We start from the raw sequence: 23,779 nt of genomic DNA, 5'->3' as shown, positions 1-23,779 counted from the left end.
TGGCGGCCTCGTATCCGTCAGGTACGAAGCCGGAGAAGGCCGGTGCCCTGCAGCGACAGGGCCGGGCCGTCGTCGGGAATGAGCCGGGAGACGCCGTAGGTGATCCAGAAGAAAGCGAGCCCCAGGGCCAGTGAACTCAAGTAGTACCAGGGCTGGCCCAGGAAGGACGCCACTGGCATCTCCCGCTGGTAGAAGTAGTTGCCGCCCGTGAGCGCGTTCGAGCCCACGGCCAGGAGCGAATACACGACCATCCAGGCGAAGGCGCGCCAAATAGCGGGCCGGGTGGGGCGCCAGTCGCTGGTTATCCACGCCAGGGCCGGGATGAGCAGCGTGATGACATGGTTGATCAAGAAGGTCCAGCCGAAGAGGTTGTCGAGCGGTTGCACTCCCGAGGGGTAGAGGAAGCTCAACCACGCCCATGCGCTGAAGTAGCCGAGCACGTCCATGACCCGCCTCGACCCGGTGGCCAGGTAGACGGCGCACAGGATTGCCGAGACCCGGGAGATGTGCAGCGGCAGACCGTCCGCCCAGAAGTTGGAGGTGGCGGCGTAGCCGATGTAGCTGACAGTCTGCTGGACGACGGAGACGATCAGGACGCTGCGGCGGACGACGTATGCGTGCTCGCGCACCCAATGCCGCCCGCCAATGAGGGCCACGGCGAAAACGAGCAGGATGAGAACGTCAATCACGTGATCCACGCCACCGATGGCTATGGGGCCGGCGTAGGGGTCCAAGAAGTGCTCCACCTGGCGCACTGTAGGGGCATTGGGCCGAGGGCGGCGAATTCTTCGCCCGGCACCGGCCGCCGCGCCGGCCGCACCCGCCACTGTGGGCGGATGCGGCCGGCGCGGCGAACCGCGTGCCTGCGCAAGCCATTGCGGCGCTGCCGTCGAACCGGGCGGCAGATCCACCGATGCTGACACGACGTCGCAAGGTTAGGCTCGTCTTATTACGTAGACTCCGTGCGATCGAGCAATGCGAGACGCAAGGAGGCGCACGTGACGCGGACCGGGATACTGCTGGCGAACACGGGCACCCCAGACGCCCCCACCCCGGCGGCAGTGCGCCGCTACCTGGCCGAGTTCCTTTCCGACCCCCGCATTATCGAGACCTCCCGGTGGCTGTGGTGGCCGGTCCTCCACGGCGTCATTCTGCGCGTCAGGCCCCGTCGCTCGGCCGCCTTGTACGCCCGCACCTGGCAGGAGCAGGGCTCGCCGCTGCGCTACCACACGGTGAACCTCGCCCGGGCGCTTGAGGACCGGCTCATCGCCGAGGGCCACGAGGTCCTGGTGCGCCCGGCCATGCGCTACGGCTCGGGCTCCATTAGCGATGCCCTCCACGAGCTGCGCCATGAGGGCTGCGGCCCCATTGTCGTGCTCCCCCTCTTCCCCCAGTCCTGCGGGGCCACGACGGCGTCCATTGCCGACGCCGTCAATGCCGCCACCATGGCGCTGCGCAACCCGCCCACCATCACCTTCATTAGCGACTACCACGACCACGAGGCCCACCTGGCCGCCCTGGTGGGGCGGATTCGCTCCTCCTGGGAGCGGCGCGGCCGCCCCGAGCACCTGATCCTGTCCTTCCACGGCATCCCCCAGTCTTACGCCGACGCCGGTGACACCTACCGTGACCGTTGCGCCGACACCGCGGCCCTGATTGCCGCTGGGCTCGACCTGACCCCGCAGGAGTGGACTTTGTCCTTCCAGTCGCGCTTCGGCCCCGCCCAGTGGCTGACCCCCTACACCGTTGACGTCCTGGCCCGGCTGGCGCCCCAAGGGCTGAGCCGGGTGGACGTGGTCTGTCCCGGTTTCGCCGTGGACTGCCTGGAAACCGTTGACGAGATCGGGCGCGAGGCCGCCCGGCACTACAAAGAGCACGGGGGAGGGGACTTCTACTACATCCCTGCCCTTAACGCCTCGGCCGAGCACGCAGCCGCCCTCGCCGAGGTGCTCAGGCCCTACCTTTAAGCTTTAGGGACGGACCTATAGGGGCCTCAGCGCCCGCGCAGGGCGCGGCGGTCGGGGCGCACCTTCGTGGGGTCAATGCCCTTGGGGATCGGCAGGCCCTTAGAACTCAGGGAGCTCAGGCGCTTGGAGACCTGAGAGATCTCGGAGTCGGTCAGGCGCGTGGGCTTGGTGGGCAGTTGACGCAGGGTCTTCTGCAACTCGATCAGTGGCACCTGGCCCTCGGCGGTGCCCACGTGGATGACGTGGATCGGCACCGTGGACAAGATGCGCTTGATCTTCTTCCTCTCATCACTGACCAGCCGCTGGGTGCGGCCCGTGGGCCCCTCCACAACCAGGACAATGCCAGGACGGCCCACGAGCCGCCATACCACGTCTTGGGTCTTGGGGGAGATGGCCGCCGGCTCGGACTCCACGTACCAGCCCTTACCGACCTGGTCGAGCACCGCCTTGGCCGCTCCGGGTATTCCCTCAATCTGCGTGTAGGAGGCGCGGCGCACCGTCCAGGACAAGACGAACATGTCCACTATGAGGCTGACCATGACCGCCATAATCAGCCAATACCACAGCGGCTGACTCAGGCCCACCGAGATGGCCACAGCCAGGGCGACGACCACGGCCGGGGCCCCCAGGAGCGCCCACCCGACCCACGGGTAGGTCCTGCGCGAGATCGTGTAGGAGTCCTTAATGTTCTGGAGGTACTGCGCCAGACGGCGTCGCCGTGTCGGCTTGGGGCTTGGGGCTTTGCTCACAGGCATTAAGGATAGACGACGACGCAGACACCGTCGTACGGCGGGGCTGGGGTCAACCGGCCAGCCCCGCGGAGACCAGCGCCGTAGCCTCCTGGCGAGCGGTGGTCGGCTCGGCCAGTGAGGCCAGGTGCGCGGGTATCGGCCATCCGCGCTCGACCATGGCCCGCCCCCAGAGCATGCCGGCCCGGTAGGAGGAGCGCACCATGGGCCCGCTCATGACCGCGGCGAAACCCATCTTCTGAGCCAGAGCAGACAACTCGATGAACTCCTGGGGCTTGACCCACCGGCTAATGGGGTGGTGGAGCCTGGAGGGGCGCATGTACTGGGTAATGGTGAGGATGTCGCAGCGCGCCTGGACCAGGGCGGCCATTGACTCCTCGACCTCGGCCCGGGTCTCGCCCATGCCCAGGATGAGGTTCGACTTGGTGACCAGGCCGGCCTCAGAGGCCGCCTGCAGCACCTCCAGGGACTGCTCGTAGGAGAAGGCCGGGCGGATGCGCTTGAAGATGCGCGGCACCGTCTCCAGATTGTGGCCGAAGACCTCGGGGCGCGAGGAGAAGACCTCCTCAAGGGGGGCCCGCCCGCCCTTGAAGTCGGGGACCAGGAGTTCGACGCCAGTACCCGGTGAGAGCTCGTGAATCTGACGGGCGGTCTCGGCGTAGAGCCAGGCGCCGCCGTCGGGAAGGTCGTCGCGGGCCACCCCGGTGACGGTGGCGTAGCGCAGCTCCATCTCCTTAATGGAGACGGCCACGCGGCGCGGCTCGTCGACGTCGAGTTCTGTGGGCCTACCGGTGGCGATGTCACAGAAGTCGCAGCGGCGCGTGCAGATCTCCCCGCCAATGAGGAAGGTGGCCTCGCGGTCGTTCCAGCATTCGTAGATATTGGGGCAGTTGGCCTCGGCGCACACCGTGTGCAGCTTCTTCTCCCGCACCAGGCCGCGCACCTCCTGGTAGGTGGGGGAGACCACGGCCCTGGTGCGCAGCCACGCGGGCTTGTGCTCAATGGGGGTCCGGGCGTTGCGGGCCTCAACCCGCAGCAGGCGGCGTCCTTCGGGGGCAACCTTGTCTGCCTTGTCTGCCACGTGCTCTCCTCCTTCACGGCGGCCACAGCCGAGCACGAGTTTATGCCCGGTGCCCCCCGATCTGGGACTTGAGGCCCAGGTCCGCGGGTCGTGGCGCCGTGGCATCGGACACCAGTGGCGCCAGGTGACGCTCCAGGGCCTGTGCGAGAGGGTCGGCGAGATCCACGGCGCGCGCGGGGACACCGGTCTCGGCGGCCAGGGAGGTCACGCCGGTGTCCGAGAAACCGCAGGGCAGGATGCGGTCGAGGGAGAAGACCTCCAGGTCGGGGTTCACATTGAAGCCAATACCGTGCATGGTGACTCCACGAGCCACCCGCACCCCCAGGGCGCAGATCTTCCGCGCTCGCCGGCGGTGGGTCTGCGGGCAGGCGGGCTCGGGGGGAACCCACACCCCCGAGCGGCCCTCCAGGCGCAGTGCCTGCACGCCCAGGCCGGCGCAAACCTCCATGGCGGACGCCTCCAGGGCGCGCACATAGCGGATGACGTCAATGGGGGCGGCCAGGCGCACGATCGGGTAGACCGTCAATTGGCCCGGCCCGTGCCAGGTGGCCTTGCCGCCCCGATCAACATCAATCACCGGGACGTGCCCGGGCTCTACGAACGGGCCCCGGGGCCGTTCCCAGGAGTGGGCGCGCCGCCCCACTGTGTAGACGCTCTCGTGCTCCAGCAGCAGCAGAGTCGAGGGGCGGGCGCGGGAGACGACCTCGGCGTGAATGGCGCGCTGAAGATCCCAGCCCTCCTGGTAAGGGATGAGGCGCCTGCCAAGGTCAAGATCAATGCGCTGCACGAACCCACCCTAGGGCCTGCGTGGGCGAAGGCCACTGGTGCGGCCCGCATGGGCCTTCCACAGCGGGCCACCAAGTCCGCCCGCGGGGCCGCCCGGCGGCCCCGCCGCGGGGAGTTATCCACAGGCCGGTTTTTGGTAGTGGCGCCGCTCACCCTCCAGCGGGGACCATGAGGGCATGAGGACATCCCTGACCCTCCGAGGACCTGACACCGGCCGCCTGCGCGATGAATGGGGCGACCAGGACCCCGCCGCCCTGGATGAGGACGCCCTGGAGGTGCTGGCCATCGCGGGCCTGACCCTGGGGGCCCCGATGGGACGGGCCCAGGAGGGGCGCCACCCGCCCCGCCGGGCCCTGGACGGCGACGACCACCACGTGGTGGTGCGCGTCGTCGACCTGCCGGAGGACAGCTCGGGGGCCCGCACCCTGCGTCGCCTGGCCGAGCTGCGCGCCCTGCGCCATTGTGGACTGGTGCCCGTGCGCGACGTGATCGCCCTCCCCGGCTCCCGGGCCGCCGTGATCACTGAGCTCATTGCCGGAGCCGACCTCGCCGTGGTACTGGGGGCGCGCGGTGGCCTGACCCGCGGCGAGAGCGCCATGGTCCTGGACGTCGTGGGATCCGCATTGGCCCACCTGCATGAGCACGGCGCTATCCATGGGGACGTCTCGCCGGGGAACGTCATGATCACTCTCGGAGGGGCCCCGGTCCTCATTGACTTACTCGGCGGAGTCCTGGAGACGGGCACCGAATCGTGTGCGGCGCCCGAGCGACTCGCCGGGGGCCCGGCGACTCCGGCCTCAGACGTGTACGCGCTGGCCGCCCTCCTGCACCAATGTGCTCAAGGCTCAACTGCACTGCGCCGACGGATCGACGGCGTACTCGCCGATGCCCTGGACTCCGATCCCCAGCGGCGTCCGACGGCCCGGGAGCTGGCTGCGCGCGCACCGGAGGTGGGGTCGACCTCTCCTGTGGCGCTGCCCGACGGCGCCCGCTTGGCGGCGGGGGCGCTCAAGGCCGCAGCGGCCACGCCTACGCGCGTGGTGCGCCGGCGCACGCGTCGAGGCCGCCCGGGCGCCTGGCGGCCGCGTCCCAGGGGCCGCCAGAAGGAGCAGGAGGAGTTGGAGGCGCAGGAGGTCGGGGCGGAGAAGAAGACGCGCCGTGCACAGATCAAGGACGCCCCCACCCGGCGCGCGGGCCGGGGGCGCCGCGGGCGGCGCGATCGACGGCGGCTCGCCCCACTGGTGGCCGCGGCCGCCGTCGTGCTGGCGGCGGGGCTGATCTGGGGGTCCGGTGGCCCTTCCCGCCTCCTGTCGGCGGTCGGGCCGGCTACCGGTGAGGGCGCCGCCGCCACGCCGCCGGGTGCTGCGGAGGCAGTGGCGGGGGCCCCGGCCCAGGGCGGCGGGGCCCCGGAAGACCTGGTGTCCGTGGTGGTCGGCCTGGCCTCGGCCCGTGACCAGGCCCTGGAGGCCCTGGATGCGCAGGCGCTGGCGGCGACCACCGTGCCGGGCTCGCCCGCCGCGCTCGCCGATTCCGAGCTGGTGGAGTCGCTGACAGGCGCCGGGGAGACGATCTCCGGGCTGGACACCTCGGTGAGCCAGGTGCTCGAGGTGGAGACGCCTGCCGACGCGGCCGCGGCATGGCCCGACGCCAGGGCTGTGCAGGTCACTCTCACCCAGGGGCCCTCAACGCGCACCGGCCCGCAAGGGTCGCGCTCCGTGCCCGCCCAAGCCGCCCGGCAGGTGGTCCTCATTGTGGTACCCGATCCCTGGCGCGTGGCCGAGGTCCGCCAGCCATAGAGACATAGAGATATAGCGATATCGGCGCACCGGGCCGCTGTGGAGCGCTCCATCCTCACCCATGAGCATGCGGCCGCAGCGAGCGTGCGGTGCTTCGCATCGGCCCCGCCCCACCGGGTCAGGGCGGTCGCGCGGTGGGGCCCGCACCGAACGACCGGTGCGGGCCCCGCGGAATCCTGGCCTGCCATCGCCCCAGGCCGCCCGATAGGGCGGCAATGAGGATTAATGAGGATTACAGGCCCAATTCGCCGGCGAAGTCGCCGTCTTCAAGCCGCTTCTTGACGGTCATGAGATAGCGGGCGGCATCAGCGCCGTCGACCAGGCGATGGTCGTAGGACAGGGACAGGAAGCACACCGAGCGGATGGCGATCGACTCGTTGCCGTCAGGGTCCTGGACCACGCGCGGCTGGCGCTGGATGGCGCCCAGCCCCAGGATGGCGACCTCGGGCTGGTTAATGATCGGGGTGTCGATCAACGCGCCGCCGCTGCCGGTGTTGGTAATGGTGAAGGTTGAGCCGCTTAACTCATCGGGGTTGACCTTATTGGCCCGGGTGCGGGCGGCCAGATCGTTCACCCGCTTGGCAATGCCCGGGATATTGAGGTCGCCGGCGTTTTTGACCACCGGCACGAGCAGGCCGCGAGGAGTGTCCACGGCAATGCCGATGTGCTCCACATCGTGGTAGGTCACCTGCTTGCCGTCAATCGTGGCATTGAGCTTGGGGTGGGCCTTAAGCGCCTCGGTCGCCGCCTGGATGAAGAAGGGCAGGAAGGTGAGCTTGGTGCCGTTACGGGCCTGGAAGTCCGCCTTGGCCCGGGCGCGCAGTGCCGCGATCCGAGTGACATCCACCTCCACCACGGTGGTCAGCTGGGCGGAGGTCTGCAGCGAAGCCAGCATGCGTTCGGAGATGACCTGGCGCAGACGGCTCATCTTCTCGGTGGTGCCGCGCAGCGTGGAGTCCGCGACCGGCTTGGTGGCGGGGCGCGCGGTAGCGGCCGGGGCCCGCTCCGGCCGGGCAGCGGCCTCGCCGGCCTCCTTGGCCCGCTCCAGCCGGGCCTGCTCCGGCCGTGCGGCGGCCTCCTTGGCGGCCTCGGCGGCCTTGCGAGCCTCCTCGGCGGCTCTGGCGGCGGCCTCAACGTCCTGCTTGCGGATGCGCCCCCCAATGCCGGTGCCCACGACCGTGGCCAGATCCACGCCCTTGTCGCGCGCAAGCTTGCGCACAATGGGGGTGACGTAGGCCGGGGAGGGGGCCGGCTGCACGGCGGCGGGCCGGGGCGCAGGAGCCGGGGCGGCCGGGGCCGATGGCGCGGGCGTCGCGGCGCGCTGAGCGGCGGCCACGGCCGGTGCGGGCCCCGCTTCGGCGGGCGCGGGCGCCTCGGACGGGTCGCCAATAATGGCCAGGACGGTGCCGACGTCGACGGTTTCGTCCTCGGGCACGCGGATTTCCAGCAGCACCCCGGAGGCGGGGGAGGGGACCTCGGTGTCGACCTTGTCAGTGGCGACCTCCAGTAGGGGCTCGTCGGCTTCGACGCGCTCCCCGACGGCCTTGAGCCAGGTTGAGACGGTTCCCTCGGTGACGGACTCGCCCAGAGCGGGCATGGTCACCTCAGTGCCCTCAACCGGTCCGGAGGCGGCTGTGGCCGGGGCGGCGGGTGCTGCGGGGGCGGGCTCCGCGGCGGCAGGCGCTGCGGGGGCCTCGGTGGCGGGGGCCGGTGCGGGCCCCGCTTCGGCGGGCGCGGGCGCCTCGGACGGGTCGCCAATAATGGCCAGGACGGTGCCGACGTCGACGGTTTCGTCCTCGGGCACGCGGATTTCCAGCAGCACCCCGGAGGCGGGGGAGGGGACCTCGGTGTCGACCTTGTCAGTGGCGACCTCCAGTAGGGGCTCGTCGGCTTCGACGCGCTCCCCGACGGCCTTGAGCCAGGTTGAGACGGTTCCCTCGGTGACGGACTCGCCCAGAGCGGGCATCTTCACGGACTCGGGCATGGTTGAACTCTCTTCTCCGTAACTGTCGTGTCAGCCGTGGTTGTGCAGTGGCTTGCCGGCCAGGGCCATGGCGGCTTCGCCAATGGTTTCGTTCTGGGTCGGGTGGGCGTGGATGAGGGAGGCGACATCTGCGGCGTCGGCCTCCCAGGAGACAATGAGCTGGCCCTCACCCACCTGCTCGCCCATGCGGGCGCCAATGGCGTGGAAGCCGACAATCGGCCCGTCCTTGACCGAAACCATTTTGACGAAGCCCTGTGTGCCCAGGATCTGGCTCTTGGCGTTCCCGGCAACATTGAACTCCGCGGTCTCAATGTTCTCGGCGCCGTGGATCTCCTTGGCGCGGGACTCGCTCAGCCCCACTGAAGCGATCTCCGGAGAGCAGAAGGTGACCTTGGGGACCGTGACGTCGTCGACGGGCCGGGGGTCCAGGCCCGCGATCTTCTCGGCGACAACAATGCCCTGCGCGAAGCCGCGGTGGGCGAGCTGGACACCGGGGACAATATCGCCCACCGCCCACACGCCCGGCACATTGGTGCGCCCGTAGGCGTCGGCCAGGACAAAGCCCCGGTCCATGGCCACCCCGACTTCCTCGTAGCCCAGGTTCGCGGTGGCCGGGCCACGGCCCACCGCAATGAGAAGCACCTCGGCGTCGTAGGTCTTGCCGTCAGCGGTGTGGACGCTCACCCCGCCGTCATGGCGCTCGACGCGCTCAAACATGGTGGAGGTCCGGTAGACGATGCGGCGTTTGCGGAAGGCGCGCTCAAGCTGCCTGGAGATGGCCTCGTCCTCGTTGGGGACGAGGCGGGGCAGGGCCTCGATAATGGTGACCGTTGAGCCCAGGGAGGCCCAGGCGGAGGCGAACTCGACGCCGATCACGCCGCCGCCCAGGATGACGGCCGAGGCGGGAACGCGGTCGAGTTCCAGGGCCTGCTCGCTGGTCATGACCGGCCCGGAGACCTCCTGACCAATGGTCTTGGAGTAGGAGCCCGAGGCCAGGACCACATTGCGCCCGATCAGTCGGCGGCCCTCGACCTCAATGGTGTCTGTGGAGACCAGGCGGCCCCAGCCCTGGACGAACTCAATACCGCGGGAGGAGACCAGACCCTGGAGGCCCTTGTACATGCGTGTGACAATGCCATTTTTGTACCGCTGTAGGCGGGCCATGTCCACGCCTTCGAAGGTGGCACTAATGCCCAGGGCGGAGGCCTCGCGCACGGCGTCAGCGGTCTCGGCGGCGTGGAGGACGGCCTTGGTGGGGACGCAGCCGCGGTGCAGGCAGGTGCCGCCGACCTTGTCCGCCTCGACCAGGGCGACTGTGAGGCCCAGTTGGGCTCCGCGCAGGGCGGCGGCGTAGCCACCTGAGCCGGCGCCCAGGATGACCATGTCGTAGACGGTGTCTGTCACGAAAAAACTCCTCACCATTGGTCCCGCGCCCCCAGGGCGCCTCGGCACGCCCGCCATTGTTCCATCTGCGGAAAGGTGCATCGGGGTGAAAATGCCCGCGTAGCGGGACTAGGGTCCCGCTCGAGGTGTGAGAACGCACACGTGTGGGGCGGGGGATATGTGAGGGGGCAGGGAGTCGCCCGGTCCTGTTGGTGCGGGCCCGGCCCGCTGCGACCGGCGCGTTCTTCGTGCACTGGCGTGCCCCCGACTCTCACCTGGAGACTTGGACCGGCCAGGGGCGGTCAGGGGCTCCAGCATAGGATTGGGCGCTAAGCCGCTTCGAACCTGAGGAGAACCTCATGCACCTGCAGTGGTGGTCGACGCTTCCTTTTGTGGCCATGCTCGCCTGCATTGCAATCCTGCCCCTGGTGCCCGCCACCCAGCACTGGTGGGAGAAGCGCACCAGTCAGCTCGCCATTGCCCTGGCCCTGGGCGTGCCGGTGGCGGTGTGGATGTGGATCGCCGGGGGCTGGCAGACCGTCTTCGCCACCGCCGTGGAGTACGCCCAGTTCATTACCCTGCTGCTGGCGCTCTTCGTGGTCTCCGGAGGCATCTTCCTCAAGGGCGACATTGAGGCCACCGCCCGCAACAACACGCTCTTCTTGGCGGTGGGCGGCGTGCTGGCCTCCTTCATTGGCACCACCGGCGCCTCCATGCTGCTCATCCGCCCGCTGCTGGCCACGAACCGCGAGCGCAGGTATCGCACTCACACGGTCCTCTTCGCGATTTTTATCGTCGCCAACTGCGGGGGGCTGCTCACCCCTCTGGGCGACCCGCCCCTCTTCTTGGGCTTCCTGCGCGGAGTGCCCTTCACCTGGACCTTTAACCTGCTGCCGCAGTGGCTCTTTGTTAACGCCATGCTCCTGGCCGGCTACTACGCGCTGGACTCCTACTACCACGCCTCCGAGCCGGCCTCCGCGGTGGCCGCCGACCGCTCCGAGATCGTCCCCCTGGGGCTGCGCGGCGCCACCAACCTGGTGTGGTTCGCCGTCATTATTGCCGCGGTCGCCTTCGCGCCCTCCATTAACGCCGAGGCCATTGAGTCCGGGCACGCCACGGCGGCCGACTGGGTGCCGTGGCGCGAGATCATTATGCTGGCCGCTGCCGCGGCCTCCTACTTCCTGGGGGACCGGCGCGCCCGCTTCGAGGACAACCAGTTCGAGTGGGGCCCCATCACCGAGGTCGCCGTCTTGTTCATCGGCATCTTCTTGACCATGATTCCGGCGCTGCACTACCTGGACGAGATCGCCCCGGGGCTGCCCATGAACGAGGTCACCTTCTTCGCCTTCACCGGCTCGCTGTCCTCCGTGCTCGACAACGCCCCCACCTACGCCACCTTCTTCGAGGTCGCCTCACGGGTGGGTGGCCCTGGTGGCCCGGTGGTGGCCGGGGTCCCAGAGGTCTTCCTCGTCTCGATCTCTCTGGGCGCCGTCCTGTGCGGGGCGATTACCTACATTGGCAATGGGCCCAACTTCATGGTCAAGTCGGTTGCGGAGTCCGACGGCGTGGAGATGCCGAGCTTTGGCGGCTATGTACTGCGTTCCTTCATCCACTTGGTGCCCATTTTGGTGGCCATGGTCCTCCTTTTCATTACCGGTGCCCTATGGGCCAAGGCGCTCGGGGCGTGCCTGGCCCTGGCCCTGCTCGCCAACAACGCCCGCCTGGTCCGCGGCGCCCGGCGCCTGGCCCTGGTCGACTCCTGAGCCGTGCCCGGGGCGGTTAGCGGGTGCCCGGCGCGGTAACGAAGTCAATGAGCTCTTCCATGCGCCCCAGCAGGCTCGGCTCCAGGTCCTTGTAGCTGCGCACGGTGGCCAGGATTCGCTGCCAACCGCGGGCGATGTCGGCCTGGTCGGCGTGCGGCCAGCCCAGGGCCTCCAGGGTGCCGCGCTTAATGTCCGTGCCGCGGGGCACCGCCGGCCAGGCGCGCAGCCCTACCCGCTCGGGTTTGACCGCCTGCCACACGTCGACATAAGGGTGCCCCAGGACGAGCACGTTGCGGCCCCCGGGCATGGAAGCCACCTGCTGGGCAATGCGCGATTCCTTGGAGCCGGCCACGAGATGGTCCACGAGGACCCCGGCGCGCCGCGTGGGCGAGGGGCCGAATTCGGCCATGACCTCAGGAAGGTTGTCGACGCCGTCGAGCATGAGGACGACGACGCCCTCATGGCGCAGGTCGTCGCCCCACACTTTCTCCACCAGCTCGGCGTCGTGCCTTCCCTCCACCCAAATGCGCGAGGCCCGCGCCACGCGGGCCCGGCCGTCAGCCACCGCGTAGGAGCCCGAGGCCGTCAGCCGCCGTCCGGCGGCACTGAGCGGGCCGGTGGCCGGGCGCGGGCGCGGAGTCGGCGGGTCGAGGACCACTGGGCGGCCCTCGACCCAGAAGCCGGGCCCCAAGGGGAAGCCCCGGCGCCGCCCGGCACGGTCCTCCAGGACCACCACGCGCCTGCCCCCGGATTTCTCCACCGCGACCACCGCACCCACGAAACCAGTCTGCCGGTCCTCGACCACCAGCCCCTGGTGCACCGGCATGCGCGCCGACTGCGGGCGCACGGCGCGAGGGCCCACCCGGTGCGGGTCGGCGGCCAGCACATCGGCGCCATAGCGGTCCGCCAGGCGCGGACCGGCCGGCTCGGCGCCGGGGCGGCGCGAGGAGGCGGGATGGCCGTGCGCCGGGGCTGCACCTGAGCGATCGGCCTGGGCGCGCAGGGCGGCCCGGCGGGCCGCCGTCGAGCCGGGGACGGGCGAGGAGTGGTAGGGGGGCGTGTTCACCCTGGGCACGCTAGGGGAAGGTCACGCCCTGGGAGGAGATGACCCGCCGGACCGCGGCGTAGGATGGCACTCGTACCCGGCGAGTGCTAACCGCCGGGGCGCCACCGAAACCGCACCCGCACCAGCGCGCTACGAGGAGGGACCATGGGCAATGACCGACGACTCAAGGTCCTGTCCGCTATTGTCACCGACTACGTGCGCACCCGCGAACCGGTCGGGTCCCGCTCGCTGGCCGAGCGCTATCAGCTGGGGGTCTCCCCGGCCACGATCCGCAATGACATGGCCATCCTGGAGGACGAGGGCTACATTCACCAGCCCCACACCAGCGCCGGGCGCGTGCCCACCGAGAAGGGCTATCGGCTCTTCGTTGATGAAGTGGCCCGCATTAAGCCCCTGTCCGCCCCCGAGCGCGAGGCCATAACCGCTCTGCTGTCAGGCGCTGTCGACCTGGAGCAGGTAGTCGCCCGCACCGTGAGGGTCCTGGCCCAGCTCACCGGTCAACTCGCAGTCGTGGAGTACCCCAGTCTGCGGCGCACGGCCCTGCGTCACCTTGAGCTGGTCGCCCTGGGTCCCTCTCGGCTCCTGCTGGTCATCATTACCGACACCGGGCGCGTGGAGCAGCGCACTGTGACCTTTACCGGCCCCGGGGGGCGGCCCGCCACCCCCTCCCTGAGCGAGGTCATTGACCCCGTGGCCCTGGAGCGCCTGCGCGTGCGGCTCAACGCCGCCCTGGTGGGGCGTCGTGCCGCTGAGGTCGTGCCCATTCTGACCCGCCTGGCCCAGCACGCCCCCGACGACGAGCGCGTCCTACTGGCCGCCGTTACCGGCGAGCTCCTGGCGGCCCTGCGGCCTGACGCCGAGGAGCGGCTGGTGGTGGCGGGCACCGCGAACCTGGCCCGCTCCACCCCCGACTTCTCGGCGATTGAGCCGCTGCTGGACGCCATTGAGGAGCAGGTGGTGCTGCTGCGGCTCTTCGCCTCCGAGACCCGGCTGGGCCGGCCGGCCGGCAATGGGGACGACGCCACCGCCATGAGGGTGAGCATCGGCAGCGAGAACCGCGACGACGCCCTGGCGGAGGCCAGCGTTGTCACCGCCTCCTACGGTCCGGGGCAGGGCGATGCCGTCGCCCACCTGGGCGTTATTGGACCTACCCGCATGGACTACCCGGCCACCATGGCCGCGGTTCGCGCCGTGGCCCGCTACCTCTCCCGGTTCCTGTCAGGGCCCGAGGCATGAGCGGACCAGCGCACCATCAGACCGCCAAGAGCAAGTAGCAAGTACGAAGGAACCTAGTGAGCGACTATTACGAGCTGCTGGGCGTGAGCCGTCAGGCCACTGCCGAGGAGATCAAGAAGGCCTACCGCAAGAAGGCCCGTCAGCTTCACCCCGATGTGGCCGGGCCCGGCCACGAGGAGGAGTTCAAGGCCGTCTCGGTGGCCTACGAGGTCCTCTCCGACCCCGACAAGCGCCAGACGTACGACATGGGCGGCGAGGACGCCCTGCGCGGGGCCGGATCGAGTTTCACCGGGGCGGACTTCGGTGGCTTCGCCGACATCTTCACATCATTCTTCGGGGGCGCCACCGGCGCCCGTAGACCGGTCTCGCGCATGCGCCGCGGCCAGGACTCCCTGGTGGCGGTCGACGTCGAGCTGGCCGAGGTGACCTTCGGGGCCACCCGCACGGTGCCCGTGGACACCTATGCCACATGCACCACCTGCGGTGGGAGCTGCTGCGCTCCGGGCACTGAACCGGTGACCTGCTCGGCGTGCAACGGCATGGGCTCGGTGCAGCACATGACCCGTTCCTTCCTGGGCAGCGTCATGACCAGCTCGCCGTGCACGGCCTGCCGCGGGTTCGGCACCATTATTGCCACGCCCTGCCAGGAGTGCGCGGGGGAGGGGCGTACGCGCGTCCGCAAGAACATCGAGGTCACCATCCCCGCGGGGGTGTCCACCGGCACGCGTATCCGCCTGTCCGGGCGCGGCGAGGCCGGGCCCGCCGGGGGGCCCGCCGGCGACCTGTACCTGGAGATCCACGAGAAGCGCCACGAGTTCCTCGAGCGCCGCGATGACGATCTTTTCACCGAGTTGCGCGTGCCCATGACGGCTGCGGCCCTGGGCGCCACCTTCTCGCTGCAGACCCTTGACGGCCCGCGCCAGGTTTCCGTGCGCCCCGGCACCCAGCCGGGCGATGAGGTTGTTCTTGACGGGCTGGGGGTGGGCCGCCTGCGCCGACAAGGCCGCGGCGACCTCCATGTGAGCATTGTGGTGGAGACCCCTACGCGCCTAGACGAGCGGCAAAAGGAGCTGTTGCGCGAACTCGCCATGGCGCGCGGCGAAGACGGCTTCTCCCTCGCCAAGGACGATTCGGTTATGGGCCGCCTGAAGGGCAAGTTCTCGGGCCGCTGAGGGCCGGGCGCCCTGATACTCCGTATACCCCGATACCTGGTCGCCGGCGGGGGAGGATCCTGACCTGTTCGCGGCGCCCTTGGGCAAAGCCGCCACCACCGAAACCATTACCGCCCCGAGCATCCTCCACCCCAGCACCAGACGCAGAACCACCACGCCCCGATGAGAAGACCCCAATGACGCCGCTCGTGGCGGTGTTGCACATTCTTCTTGCGCCGGCCTGTGGGGGATCGTTGGTATTTCAACGATCCCCCGTCGCAGGGGATCGGTTCGGCAAGGATGAATGTGCAATGGCGTCCCCGTTCGCACATTCATCCCCTTCCCGGGCCCCCGGATTCCGAGCAGATCCGCAGGATTCCGCGCCCCGCCACTCCTTGAGGGAAGAAAGAATGTGCAACGAGGTTCTCTCATCGGGTGGAGTGCTGGCGATCACATCGCGCTCAACCCGACTGTTGTCCGCCGGGATGAGCCGGCACCCGGCCACGGAAAGCGGGAAAGGACTATAACTTGTCCTTGGTGCCGGCGCGGCCCGCGAGCGCGGGCCGTGGATAATGTGGGCTGTGAGCGAGTCAACGTCCCCTTCTTCTCCTCCCCCTCCCCCTTCCGCTTCCCCTGTCTCCCCGGGTGCGGCTAGCTCCGCGCCTGCTTCATTGGGGTCCCCGCCGCCGCCTCCGGCCTCCCTTGGCGGTCCGGCACCCTCGGCGGGAATGTCGCCCCCTGCGCCTTCACCGTCCATGCAGCCCGTGCAGCCCATGCAGTCCGTGCAGCCCATGCAGTCCGTGCAGCCCGGGCAGCCCGGGCTTGTCGGGCGGGAGTCAGTGGCAGCGGCCCCCGCAGCCGGCGTCCTGGCGGTACCAATCATTGTCACCGTTATGACGATTGTCCTTACGCTCGTGAGGATCATTGTGATTCTCGGCGGGTGGTTCAGAGCAGTAGGCGGGCTCGAGATGGGGAGGCAGGGCGCCTTCGTCTCCCTGATTGCGGCCGTTATTGCGTTGGTTCAGCTGGTTCGAAGGCGCTTCCCCACGGGGCTCGTGGCCCTGATGATCACAAGCGTCCATGCGGCTGTTTGTGCAATTATGGTAATGACTGTGGAGCTTTTCGGCTATGGCGCGACTAATATTATCGTAAATGCTATAAGCGTTCTGGCGATTTTTGTGCTCTGCCTCGTCGGCCTGTTGGCGGCCAGCGGAAGGAGCGCCACCGCGCAATGGCGGCGGCCGCAGCCGCTGTCGGTCGGCTTGACTCACGGGGTGTGCCTGTATTTTGTGGTGCTGGCGGTGCTGTTCTTGGTCGATCTGACGCTTTTTTTGTCGATCGATATATCGTTCCAGCTGTATTGGTTTTCGTATTTCTGGCCGGACTTCCTAGCGGCCGCATTGGCGGCCGCAGCGTATTTGGTGTTCGGGGTCGCCGGTTTGGTTGCTCACGTGAGTCGCCGTCCGGGGGGCATGGTCGGGGCTGCGGCAGCCGCCTGGACGTCCTTATTCATCTATACGGTGTTCCGCCTCATCTATAGAGGTAAGGACGGCTACATTAATTATGGTGGGTATGACGCATATGACGCGATGGAGTCTATAAGATCCTTTTTCGTGCGGGACTATGATGCATACGGGCGGGACGTATGGGAGGATTTCGCGTGGTTCAATACCGCCGGCGACATAATCGTGCTCGCATTGATCTTGGTGCTCTCACTGGCGGCCATGTCGCGCTCGGCCCGTTCGTGGGCCGCTGGAGCGCAGTTGTCCAGGGCGATTCCTGTTCCCGGCGGTGCCGCACCATATAATGCTGCGGGCCTTAATTCCCCTCCTGTGGGCGCTCCGAGCGCGGCGGGCGGTATTGGGGCGGTTGCGCAGGCCGGCGCCCCAAGTGCCGGTCCGGGGGCGCCGGCGGCCCCGGTTCCCGGGGCTGGTACGGGTCTCGGTGGGCTGACGGTGGTCGGTGCCGATGGTCAGACCTATACCTTGGTACCGACCGGCCAACTGGCTGCGCGGGGAGGGGGCGCGCCTGTGGCCAGCGCGCCGGCAGCACTGCCACCCGCGTCAATAACCTTCTGGGTGAGCTTCTTCTTCGGCCTGTTCGGATTAATCCCTATGCTCCTGGCCAACAGAACAGCCCGCTCGCTGGGGGTGGTCACCAATAGCTATAACTACGCCTTCCTTAAGGGTTGGCTTCTTGGGGCGCTGACCGGAATGCTCATCTTCGTCACGTTCCTCGCCGTCGTTCTCGCTGTTGTCACGGGCATGTGAACCCATGTGAACATGTGAACAAGGGTCGGACGGATTCCCAGGGGTTCCCAGGGGCTGGTCGCCCAAGGGCTACCACTCCTTGATCTTCACTGCTCCGCCGCCGGCGGGCCCCTGGGGCGCGGAGTTCATGGCGCCCTCATGGCGCTCACGGAGTGGCGTTGCCACTGGGGTGCGTGGGGTCGGGGCGGGCGCCGAAGATCGCCTGGCCCACGCGCACACAGGTGCTGCCCGATTCGATGGCGAGTTCAAAGTCCCCGCTCATGCCCATGGACAGTTCGCCTTCACCGACTGTGCCCGCCTGGAGCCCGGCATCACGCAGCTCACGCATGAGATGGAAGCACGCGCGCACCCGGGCCTCATCGGTGGTGCGTGCGGCCAGGGTCATGAGTCCGCGCACCCGCAGCGAGGAGTAGTGGGGCAGCCGGGCGAGAAATCCGGCGACCTCCTCGGGCTCCAACCCGAACTTACTGGGCTCACCCGAGGAGTTGACCTGCACGTACACATCCAGGGCGCGTCCGGCCTCCTGAAGGCGGCGATCAAGGGCCTCGGCCAGCCGCAAGGAATCCAGGGCCTGGAACTCCGCGGCGAACGCCACCGCCTGCTTGACCTTATTGGTCTGGAGGTGGCCGATCAAGGCCCAGTGAATACCGAGGTCCGCCAGGTTCCCGGCCTTGCGAGCACCCTCCTGCACCTTGTTCTCACCCATCTGGGTCATACCGGCGGCAAAAGCCGCCCTGAGCCGCTCCTCGGGGACCGTCTTGGAGACCGGCAGCAGCCGGATCTCGCCTACGTCGCGGCCGGCGCGCCCGGCGGCCGCATTAATTCGGGCGCGCACGACCGCCAGGTTGCGCCGGAAATCCGCGACTGTTACAGCCGGTGCGATCACAGCCTCCGGGGCCGCGCCGGCCGTGCCCTGAGCGCAGGCAGTGGAGGAGGCGTTGGCGCGGGCAGCGGGCTCGTTCATGGCGCCGACGCTAGCACCGGGGCGCATGGGGCCCGCGGCCCTGCCCGTAGGCTGGCCCTGTGACCGCCCCCGTCTTCATTCTCTCCGACCAGACTCTTGAGCCCAGTGGCGCCGCTGCCAGCGCCAGCACCGGGACCCCACTGGTTCTCACCGGCTCCGAGGCCCGCCACGCTGTTGTGGTGCGGCGCCTGCGGGTCGCCGAGCGCGTCGATCTGGTTGACGGGGCCGGGCTGCGCCTGATTTGCGAGGTCACTGAGCCCGGGGCCGGGGGTGTTAAGGACCGCCTAGGGGTGCGCGTCGTCGAGCGCTGCGAGGAACCGGCCGCACCGCTGCGCTTGACTCTTGTTCAGGCCCTGGCCAAGGGCGGGCGAGATGAGCGGGCCGTGGAGACCGCCACCGAGGTCGGTGTTGAGGAGGTGCTGCCCTGGCAGGCCGACCGCTGCGTCTCGGTGTGGAACGGTCCGAAGGCCACCAGGGGCCGCGCCCGCTGGCGCGCTGCCGCCCGTGAGGCCGCCAAGCAGTCCCGCCGCGCCCGCGTGCCCCAGGTCGCCGGGCCCCGGGACACCACGGCCCTGGCCGCCTGGACCCGGGAGGCTGTCCGGGGCGGGGGAGCGGTACTGGTCTTGCACGAAGAGGCCACCGCCCCCATTGCCGGGGCGGCCCTGCCGGAGCCGGGAGAAGGCGGAACCTCCCCGGTGGTGGCCGTCATCGTCGGCCCCGAGGGCGGTATCTCCGCTGAGGAGACGGCGCTATTGGAAGAGGCGGGAGCCCAGGCGGTGCGACTGGGGCCCCATGTCATGCGCACCGCCTCGGCCGGGCCGATTGCACTCGCGATCCTGGCGCAGCGCGCCGGCCTGTGGGGTTGAGAACGGCCGCCGCCGTGGTCCCGAGGCTCCCCGGTCCTCGGCAAAGTTCTCGAAAGTTCTCGCCGGGAAACAATTCCTTAATGAAGGCGGCAGAGTCGAGCGCGGCATTATATAACCTCCCACGGCGACGGCGCGCGCCACCGGGAGTCGGAGACCTGACCATTTCGCCTCGGGGTCGTGTTTGTCTAGCATGGCACCTATGAGCGATGCCAGTACCGATGATGCCAGCAATATTGATGACACCGACGGCTGCAGCTTCTTCGCCCTCGATGACGGTCCGGTCCCCAGCCCCTTTGAGAAGGACTCGGAGTTCTTCCCCCAGGACACGGTGAACCTGACCGTTGTTGACCTGGGTGTATTGCGCGCGCCCTCGGGGCGCGTGGAAGCCTGTGATCCCTTCTGCTGCCTGGGTGACGGCCCGGTCTTCGACGTTAAGCCCGGCGACTATCCGGTCAGGGTCACGGTCGCCGACGTCTCCAAGGAGCAGGACGGGTCCCATGAGCGTGAGGCCTACCTGTCCCTTGTGCTGGGCGACGGCAAGCCGGTCACCGTGGAAGAGGCGGTGGAGGTGTCGGGCCCGGACTGGGGCGTGGCCGTGGACGCGGGCGCGGTCGCCCTGGTCGATCATGAGGCCGTCGCCACAGCTATGCCCGCGGTGGAGGACGGCGCCGACTGGTACAGCGATCTCTTCGACTCCGGAGAGGCCGACTCCTGGTTCAACCTCATGGACTCCTCCGAGCACTACCGGGCCGGGATGGCCAACATTGTCATGCCCCTGGCCGAAGCCGGGGAGAATGTTGCCCTGTCGCACTCCGGCTGGGGGGACGGTGTCTACCCGGTGGTGTTGACCCGCGACGCCGACGGCCTTCCGGTGGGCCTGCACATTGACCTTGGCGTGGTGGGGACGTTCGCCGTCGACGAGAACGACGAGAACGACGAGGACTGAACCGGGCGCGATGGCGGCAACCGCGCACCCTCGACGCGGTGGGCCTAAAACGCGCGACAATACGCCCATGTCGGGTTTTCCTGTGTCTTGCCGGCGCCACGAGGGGGGACGGCCGGCCCCCCGCCCCAGTGCGCCCGCCTGCTTCGCGCCCCACGGCCGTCAAAGAAACCGGAGGGCGGCTCCTATGGCCGGCATTGTTGGCCCCTGTAGCCCCCTGGGGGCGCACATGCGGCTCGGCGTGGCGCCATGACCCCGCGCGGACGCCGACCCGCCGGCAGTCCAGACGCCCGCGAGGCGATTCTGGCGGCTGCCCGCCTGGCCTTCGCCCAAGAGGGCTACCGGGCCTCGTTGCGCGGCATCGCCCGCCGGGCCGGCGTCGACCCGGCCTTGGTCCACCACTACTTCGCCGACCGCACTGAACTCTTCGTCCAGGCCGTGATCGCCGCCGGGGCCGGATCCGGGAGCGAGCTTGACCTCGCCAAGCGCGCCGCCGCCATTAGGGACCTGGGCGCTGAGAACGTGGGGGCGGAGATAGTGCGGTCCTTCGTCTCCTTATGGGACCAGATGGGCGCCGAGCGCTTCACCGCGGTCTTCCGCGCCGCCATAGAGAACGACTCCAGCATTAATCCGGTGCGCGACTTCGTCACCACCGGCATTCTGGAGCCCTTGACTAGGCGCCTGTCACCCGACAGGCCCATGCTGCGGGCCCAGCTGGTCTCCGGCCAGCTCATTGGGTTGGGGTTGTCCCGCTGGGTGGCGCGGATGAGCGACATTGCGCCGCTGGGCGCCGGAGAGGTGGCCGCGCTCGTGGGCCCCACTATTCAGCGCTACATCACCGGGGACCTCCCCGGCGGGGCCGCCGGTGGGCGACAGGGCGGATAGCGGACCCGGGACGCTGACACCCGGGACGCTGACACGGTGGGCCGACGGGGTGGGCCGGCACTGGTGGGTCCGACGCGGTCGCCAGCGGGCCCCGCATCGTGCCCCGGGCAAGGGCGGACGGGATCGCAGCGAGGCGATCTTCTCGGGCGCGCCTGCATCGCATCCCGGCCGGGTCTTGCCGCGGGGGCGCCGTCGTCCTATATTCATCACATGATGAAAAGTGGTTCGGGTTCTAATGGGGCCACCCGGTCGGCTGTGAGCATTGACGGGCTCGTGGTGACTCGCAACGGCAATGAGATCCTTCACCGGCTCAACCTGGAGTTGCCCGTGGGCACCGTTACCGGCCTGCTCGGCCCCTCGGGCTGCGGCAAAACCACGCTCATGCGCACCCTCGTCGGTGTCCAGCGCTACACCGGGAGCGTTAGGGTCCTCGGCCACGCACCCGGGGCGCGCCCGCTGCGCGACCGCGTTGGCTATATGACCCAGGGCGCGAGCATCTACACCGACCTCACCGCGCGCCAGAACGTCACCTACTTCGCCCGCCTGGCCGGGGAGCGGGCCACCAGCGTCGATGAGGCCCTGGAGAGGGTTCACTTGACCGAGCTCGCCGACCGGCCCGTGTCCACCTACTCCGGCGGGGAGACCAACCGCGTCTCCCTGGCCTGCGCCCTGGTTGGCGCCCCCGAACTCCTCGTCCTGGACGAGCCGACCGTGGGCCTGGACCCCTTGACCCGCGAGGACCTGTGGGTGACCTTCCGTGAGCTGGCCACGCGCGGCACCACCCTCCTGGTCTCCAGTCACGTCATGGACGAGGCGACCAGATGCGACTCCGTCCTGCTCATGCGCGGGGGCCACTTCCTGGCCCACGACACCGCCGGCGCCCTCTTGGAGCGCACCGGCGCCCCCAACCTCGATGCCGCCTTCCTCGCCATTGTCACCGGAGATGCCCGATGAGCCCAAGAACACGATCCACCTCCCCGGAGGGCCTGCGGCGCCTGAGTCTGCGCACCTACCGCGCCACCACGGTACGCATCCTCGCCCAACTGCGCGCCGACCGTCGCACCGTCGGCCTCATTCTGGCCGTGCCCACAGTGCTGCTGGTGCTGCTCTACTTCATCTACCGCGACACCCCCATGGGTCCGGTCCTTTTCGACCGGATCGCCGTCGACATGATCGGCATCCTGCCAATGGCGGTGATGTTCCTGGTCACCAGTGTGGCCATGCTGCGCGAGCGCGCCACCGGCACCCTGGAGCGCCTGTGGACCACGCCGGCGCACCGGGCGGACGTCCTCTTCGGCTATGCGACGGCATTCGCCGTCACCGCCGTCGGGCAGGCGCTGGTGCTGTGCGCCGTCACCTACTGGGCGCTGGGGGTGACCACGCAGGGCAGCCCGGCGTGGATCGTGCTCATTGCCGCCCTCGACGCCGTGGTGGGGGTGTCCCTGGGGCTGCTGGCCTCCACCTTTGCGCGCACCGAGTTTCAAGCCGTCCAGTTCATGCCGATCGTGGTGGGCCCCCAGATCTTCCTGTGCGGGCTGCTGGTCGAGCGCGGCGAGCTTCCTACCGCGTTGCGCTGGCTGAGCAATGTGCTGCCCATGAGCTGGGCGGTCGACGCAGTGGGGCAGGTGCGCTCCAGTGCCGAGGTCTCCGGCGAGCTCGTCCGCGACCTGGTGATCCTGGTGGCCATTGCCCTGGGGTGCCTGGCCCTGGGGCCGGTGACCATGCCCCGCCGGAGCCGCTGAGGCGGCGGGCGCCGCCGGCCTCCAGCGCCCGCCTTCAGCGCGCCCGCCTCTACGGGGCCGGCCTCCGGCGCCGCCCGCCTCAGATGCCGCCCGCCCCTATGGAGGCGCCGGCCCTATGGAGGCGCCCCGGCAAGCCGATAGGCTGACGGCATGTGGCTGGTTTTCGCGTGCGGCTCGGCCCTCTTCGCAGGGCTGACCGCTGTGCTCGCCAAGGCGGGGGTGCGCACCACCGACTCCACCGTGGCCACGGCGCTGCGCACCCCCGTGGTCCTGGCCGGGGCCTGCCTCATGGTTCTGCTGGTGGGCTCCCACGACTCCATCACCCAGGTGCCCGGGCGCAGCCTGGTCCTGCTGGTGTCCTCCGGCCTGGCGACCGGAGCGTCCTGGCTGTGCTACTTCAAGGCCCTCCAGTTGGGGTCGGTGAGCAAGGTCGTGCCCATTGACAAGCTCAGCACGGTCCTGACAGTGCTCCTGGCCCTTGTGCTCCTGGGGGAACGGCTCAGCGCCGCGGGCGCTCTCGGCGTGGTGCTCATGACGGCCGGCACCATGCTCATGATCGACCGCAATGACCTCACCGCCCTGCCACGGGGGCTGCGAGACGGGCGCAGCTGGCTCGCCTACGCCCTGGGCTCGGCGCTGTTCGCCGCACTGACGGCGATCCTGGGGAAGGCCGGCATTGTGGGCGTGGAATCCAACCTCGGCACCGCGGTGCGCACCGCGGTGGTTCTGGTCATGGCCTGGGCCATGGTGGCGGTCACTGGCAAGAGGAGCCAGGTGCGGGGCGTATCGCGCAAGGAGATGTGCTTCATCCTGGCCTCCGGGCTGGCGACCTGCGCCTCCTGGCTGTGCTTCTACCGCGCCCTCCAGGACGGCCCGGTGTCCGTGGTGGTTCCCCTTGACAAGCTCAGCGTCCTGGTGACCGTCGCCTTCTCCGGCCTGGCGCTGCACGAGACCATGAGCGCGCGCTACCTGACCGGCCTGCTCCTCCTGGTGGTCGGCACCTTGGCCATGGTGGTGTGAGCCGAGCTCATGGCGCGGGAATGCCCTGAGGCGAGTCTCGGCCCCGGTTCGCCGCTGCGGGGCCGCCCGCGCCGACCGGTCCCGGTCCCGCCCCGGAGGCGTATGGCGGTACCGCACTCCGGCCCGC

At 69.3% G+C, this 23,779-nt stretch carries 20 protein-coding genes; 12 read left to right on the top strand and 8 right to left on the bottom strand.

All coding sequences use genetic code 11. From position 1 onward, the window contains the following. Positions 1-17: 17 nt before the first annotated feature. On the bottom strand, positions 18-746 hold the full coding sequence (locus EUC46_RS05345) for a YwaF family protein (protein WP_128773153.1): 729 nt from the start codon (positions 744-746) through the stop codon (positions 18-20). Positions 747-998: 252 nt separating this feature from the next. On the opposite strand from EUC46_RS05345, the gene hemH reads away from it, so the two are divergent. Continuing rightward, a complete protein-coding gene (gene hemH / locus EUC46_RS05340; RefSeq protein WP_128773152.1) occupies positions 999-1,967 on the top strand; it encodes a ferrochelatase in 969 nt (322 codons plus the stop codon). Positions 1,968-1,993: 26 nt separating this feature from the next. Here hemH and EUC46_RS05335 read toward each other — a convergent pair whose 3' ends face one another. The 3 genes from EUC46_RS05335 to lipB are packed head-to-tail and all read right to left on the bottom strand — an operon-like array spanning position 1,994 to position 4,584. Next, positions 1,994-2,722: a DUF4191 domain-containing protein gene (locus EUC46_RS05335; protein WP_206645906.1), complete on the bottom strand. Its 729-nt coding sequence runs from the start codon at positions 2,720-2,722 to the stop codon at positions 1,994-1,996. A 46-nt stretch (positions 2,723-2,768) separates the two neighbouring features. Then, positions 2,769-3,797 carry a lipoyl synthase gene (gene lipA / locus EUC46_RS05330; RefSeq protein WP_241655415.1) on the bottom strand — a complete coding sequence of 343 codons (1,029 nt, stop codon included), beginning with the start codon at positions 3,795-3,797 and terminating at the stop codon, positions 2,769-2,771. Between the two features lie 40 nt (positions 3,798-3,837). Further along, positions 3,838-4,584: a lipoyl(octanoyl) transferase LipB gene (gene lipB, locus EUC46_RS05325; RefSeq protein ID WP_128773149.1), complete on the bottom strand. Its 747-nt coding sequence runs from the start codon at positions 4,582-4,584 to the stop codon at positions 3,838-3,840. Positions 4,585-4,759: 175 nt separating this feature from the next. On the opposite strand from lipB, the gene EUC46_RS13285 reads away from it, so the two are divergent. Further along, the gene (locus EUC46_RS13285; RefSeq protein WP_164918756.1) at positions 4,760-6,379 is read left to right on the top strand and encodes a protein kinase domain-containing protein; all 1,620 of its coding nucleotides are present in this window, start codon (positions 4,760-4,762) and stop codon (positions 6,377-6,379) included. Positions 6,380-6,611: 232 nt separating this feature from the next. Here EUC46_RS13285 and sucB read toward each other — a convergent pair whose 3' ends face one another. Next, positions 6,612-8,363 carry a 2-oxoglutarate dehydrogenase, E2 component, dihydrolipoamide succinyltransferase gene (gene sucB / locus EUC46_RS05315; RefSeq protein ID WP_128773148.1) on the bottom strand — a complete coding sequence of 584 codons (1,752 nt, stop codon included), beginning with the start codon at positions 8,361-8,363 and terminating at the stop codon, positions 6,612-6,614. 30 nt (positions 8,364-8,393) lie between these two features. Then, the gene (gene lpdA, locus EUC46_RS05310; protein ID WP_128773147.1) at positions 8,394-9,767 is read right to left on the bottom strand and encodes a dihydrolipoyl dehydrogenase; all 1,374 of its coding nucleotides are present in this window, start codon (positions 9,765-9,767) and stop codon (positions 8,394-8,396) included. Between the two features lie 338 nt (positions 9,768-10,105). Here lpdA and EUC46_RS05305 point away from each other — a divergent pair, with 338 nt between their 5' ends. Continuing rightward, positions 10,106-11,509 (top strand): sodium:proton antiporter, encoded by a 1,404-nt coding sequence (locus EUC46_RS05305; protein ID WP_128773146.1) that lies wholly within the window; start codon positions 10,106-10,108, stop codon positions 11,507-11,509. A gap of 16 nt (positions 11,510-11,525) precedes the next feature. On the opposite strand, the gene EUC46_RS05300 is transcribed toward EUC46_RS05305, so the two are convergent. After that, positions 11,526-12,584 (bottom strand): DUF3097 domain-containing protein, encoded by a 1,059-nt coding sequence (locus EUC46_RS05300; protein ID WP_128773145.1) that lies wholly within the window; start codon positions 12,582-12,584, stop codon positions 11,526-11,528. Between the two features lie 135 nt (positions 12,585-12,719). Here EUC46_RS05300 and hrcA point away from each other — a divergent pair, with 135 nt between their 5' ends. The 3 genes from hrcA (at position 12,720) to EUC46_RS05285 (ending at position 17,232) form a co-directional block, all read left to right on the top strand. Further along, positions 12,720-13,811, top strand: a complete 1,092-nt coding sequence (gene hrcA, locus EUC46_RS05295; protein ID WP_128773144.1) for a heat-inducible transcriptional repressor HrcA — start codon at positions 12,720-12,722, stop codon at positions 13,809-13,811. A gap of 56 nt (positions 13,812-13,867) precedes the next feature. Beyond that, positions 13,868-14,983 carry a molecular chaperone DnaJ gene (dnaJ, locus tag EUC46_RS05290; RefSeq protein WP_128773143.1) on the top strand — a complete coding sequence of 372 codons (1,116 nt, stop codon included), beginning with the start codon at positions 13,868-13,870 and terminating at the stop codon, positions 14,981-14,983. 872 nt (positions 14,984-15,855) lie between these two features. Then, positions 15,856-17,232, top strand: coding sequence for a hypothetical protein (locus EUC46_RS05285; RefSeq protein WP_128773142.1), 1,377 nt, complete (start codon positions 15,856-15,858; stop codon positions 17,230-17,232). Positions 17,233-17,377: 145 nt separating this feature from the next. On the opposite strand, the gene EUC46_RS05280 is transcribed toward EUC46_RS05285, so the two are convergent. Beyond that, positions 17,378-18,196 (bottom strand): YggS family pyridoxal phosphate-dependent enzyme, encoded by an 819-nt coding sequence (locus EUC46_RS05280; RefSeq protein WP_206645905.1) that lies wholly within the window; start codon positions 18,194-18,196, stop codon positions 17,378-17,380. Positions 18,197-18,255: 59 nt separating this feature from the next. Between EUC46_RS05280 and EUC46_RS05275 the strand changes: the two genes are divergently transcribed. The 6 genes from EUC46_RS05275 to EUC46_RS05250 all read left to right on the top strand — a co-directional run bounded on the left by EUC46_RS05275 (position 18,256) and on the right by EUC46_RS05250 (position 23,652). Beyond that, a complete protein-coding gene (locus EUC46_RS05275) occupies positions 18,256-19,062 on the top strand; it encodes a 16S rRNA (uracil(1498)-N(3))-methyltransferase (RefSeq protein WP_128773140.1) in 807 nt (268 codons plus the stop codon). 199 nt (positions 19,063-19,261) lie between these two features. Continuing rightward, the gene (locus EUC46_RS05270) at positions 19,262-20,008 is read left to right on the top strand and encodes a DUF4241 domain-containing protein (RefSeq protein WP_164918755.1); all 747 of its coding nucleotides are present in this window, start codon (positions 19,262-19,264) and stop codon (positions 20,006-20,008) included. A gap of 246 nt (positions 20,009-20,254) precedes the next feature. Beyond that, a complete protein-coding gene (locus EUC46_RS05265; protein WP_128773138.1) occupies positions 20,255-20,890 on the top strand; it encodes a TetR/AcrR family transcriptional regulator in 636 nt (211 codons plus the stop codon). 210 nt (positions 20,891-21,100) lie between these two features. Further along, entirely contained in the window at positions 21,101-21,844 is a 744-nt protein-coding gene (locus EUC46_RS05260; protein ID WP_206645904.1) for an ABC transporter ATP-binding protein, read from the top strand. Positions 21,845-21,885: 41 nt separating this feature from the next. Next, positions 21,886-22,632, top strand: coding sequence for an ABC transporter permease (locus EUC46_RS05255; protein WP_128773186.1), 747 nt, complete (start codon positions 21,886-21,888; stop codon positions 22,630-22,632). Positions 22,633-22,782: 150 nt separating this feature from the next. Continuing rightward, a complete protein-coding gene (locus EUC46_RS05250) occupies positions 22,783-23,652 on the top strand; it encodes an EamA family transporter (protein WP_128773137.1) in 870 nt (289 codons plus the stop codon). The last annotated feature ends 127 nt before the right edge of the window (positions 23,653-23,779 follow it).

The sequence above is a fragment of the Actinomyces oricola genome (assembly GCF_004104015.1).
GTDB lineage: Bacteria > Actinomycetota > Actinomycetes > Actinomycetales > Actinomycetaceae > Actinomyces > Actinomyces oricola.
This window is presented reverse-complemented; position numbering and strand designations above follow the sequence as displayed.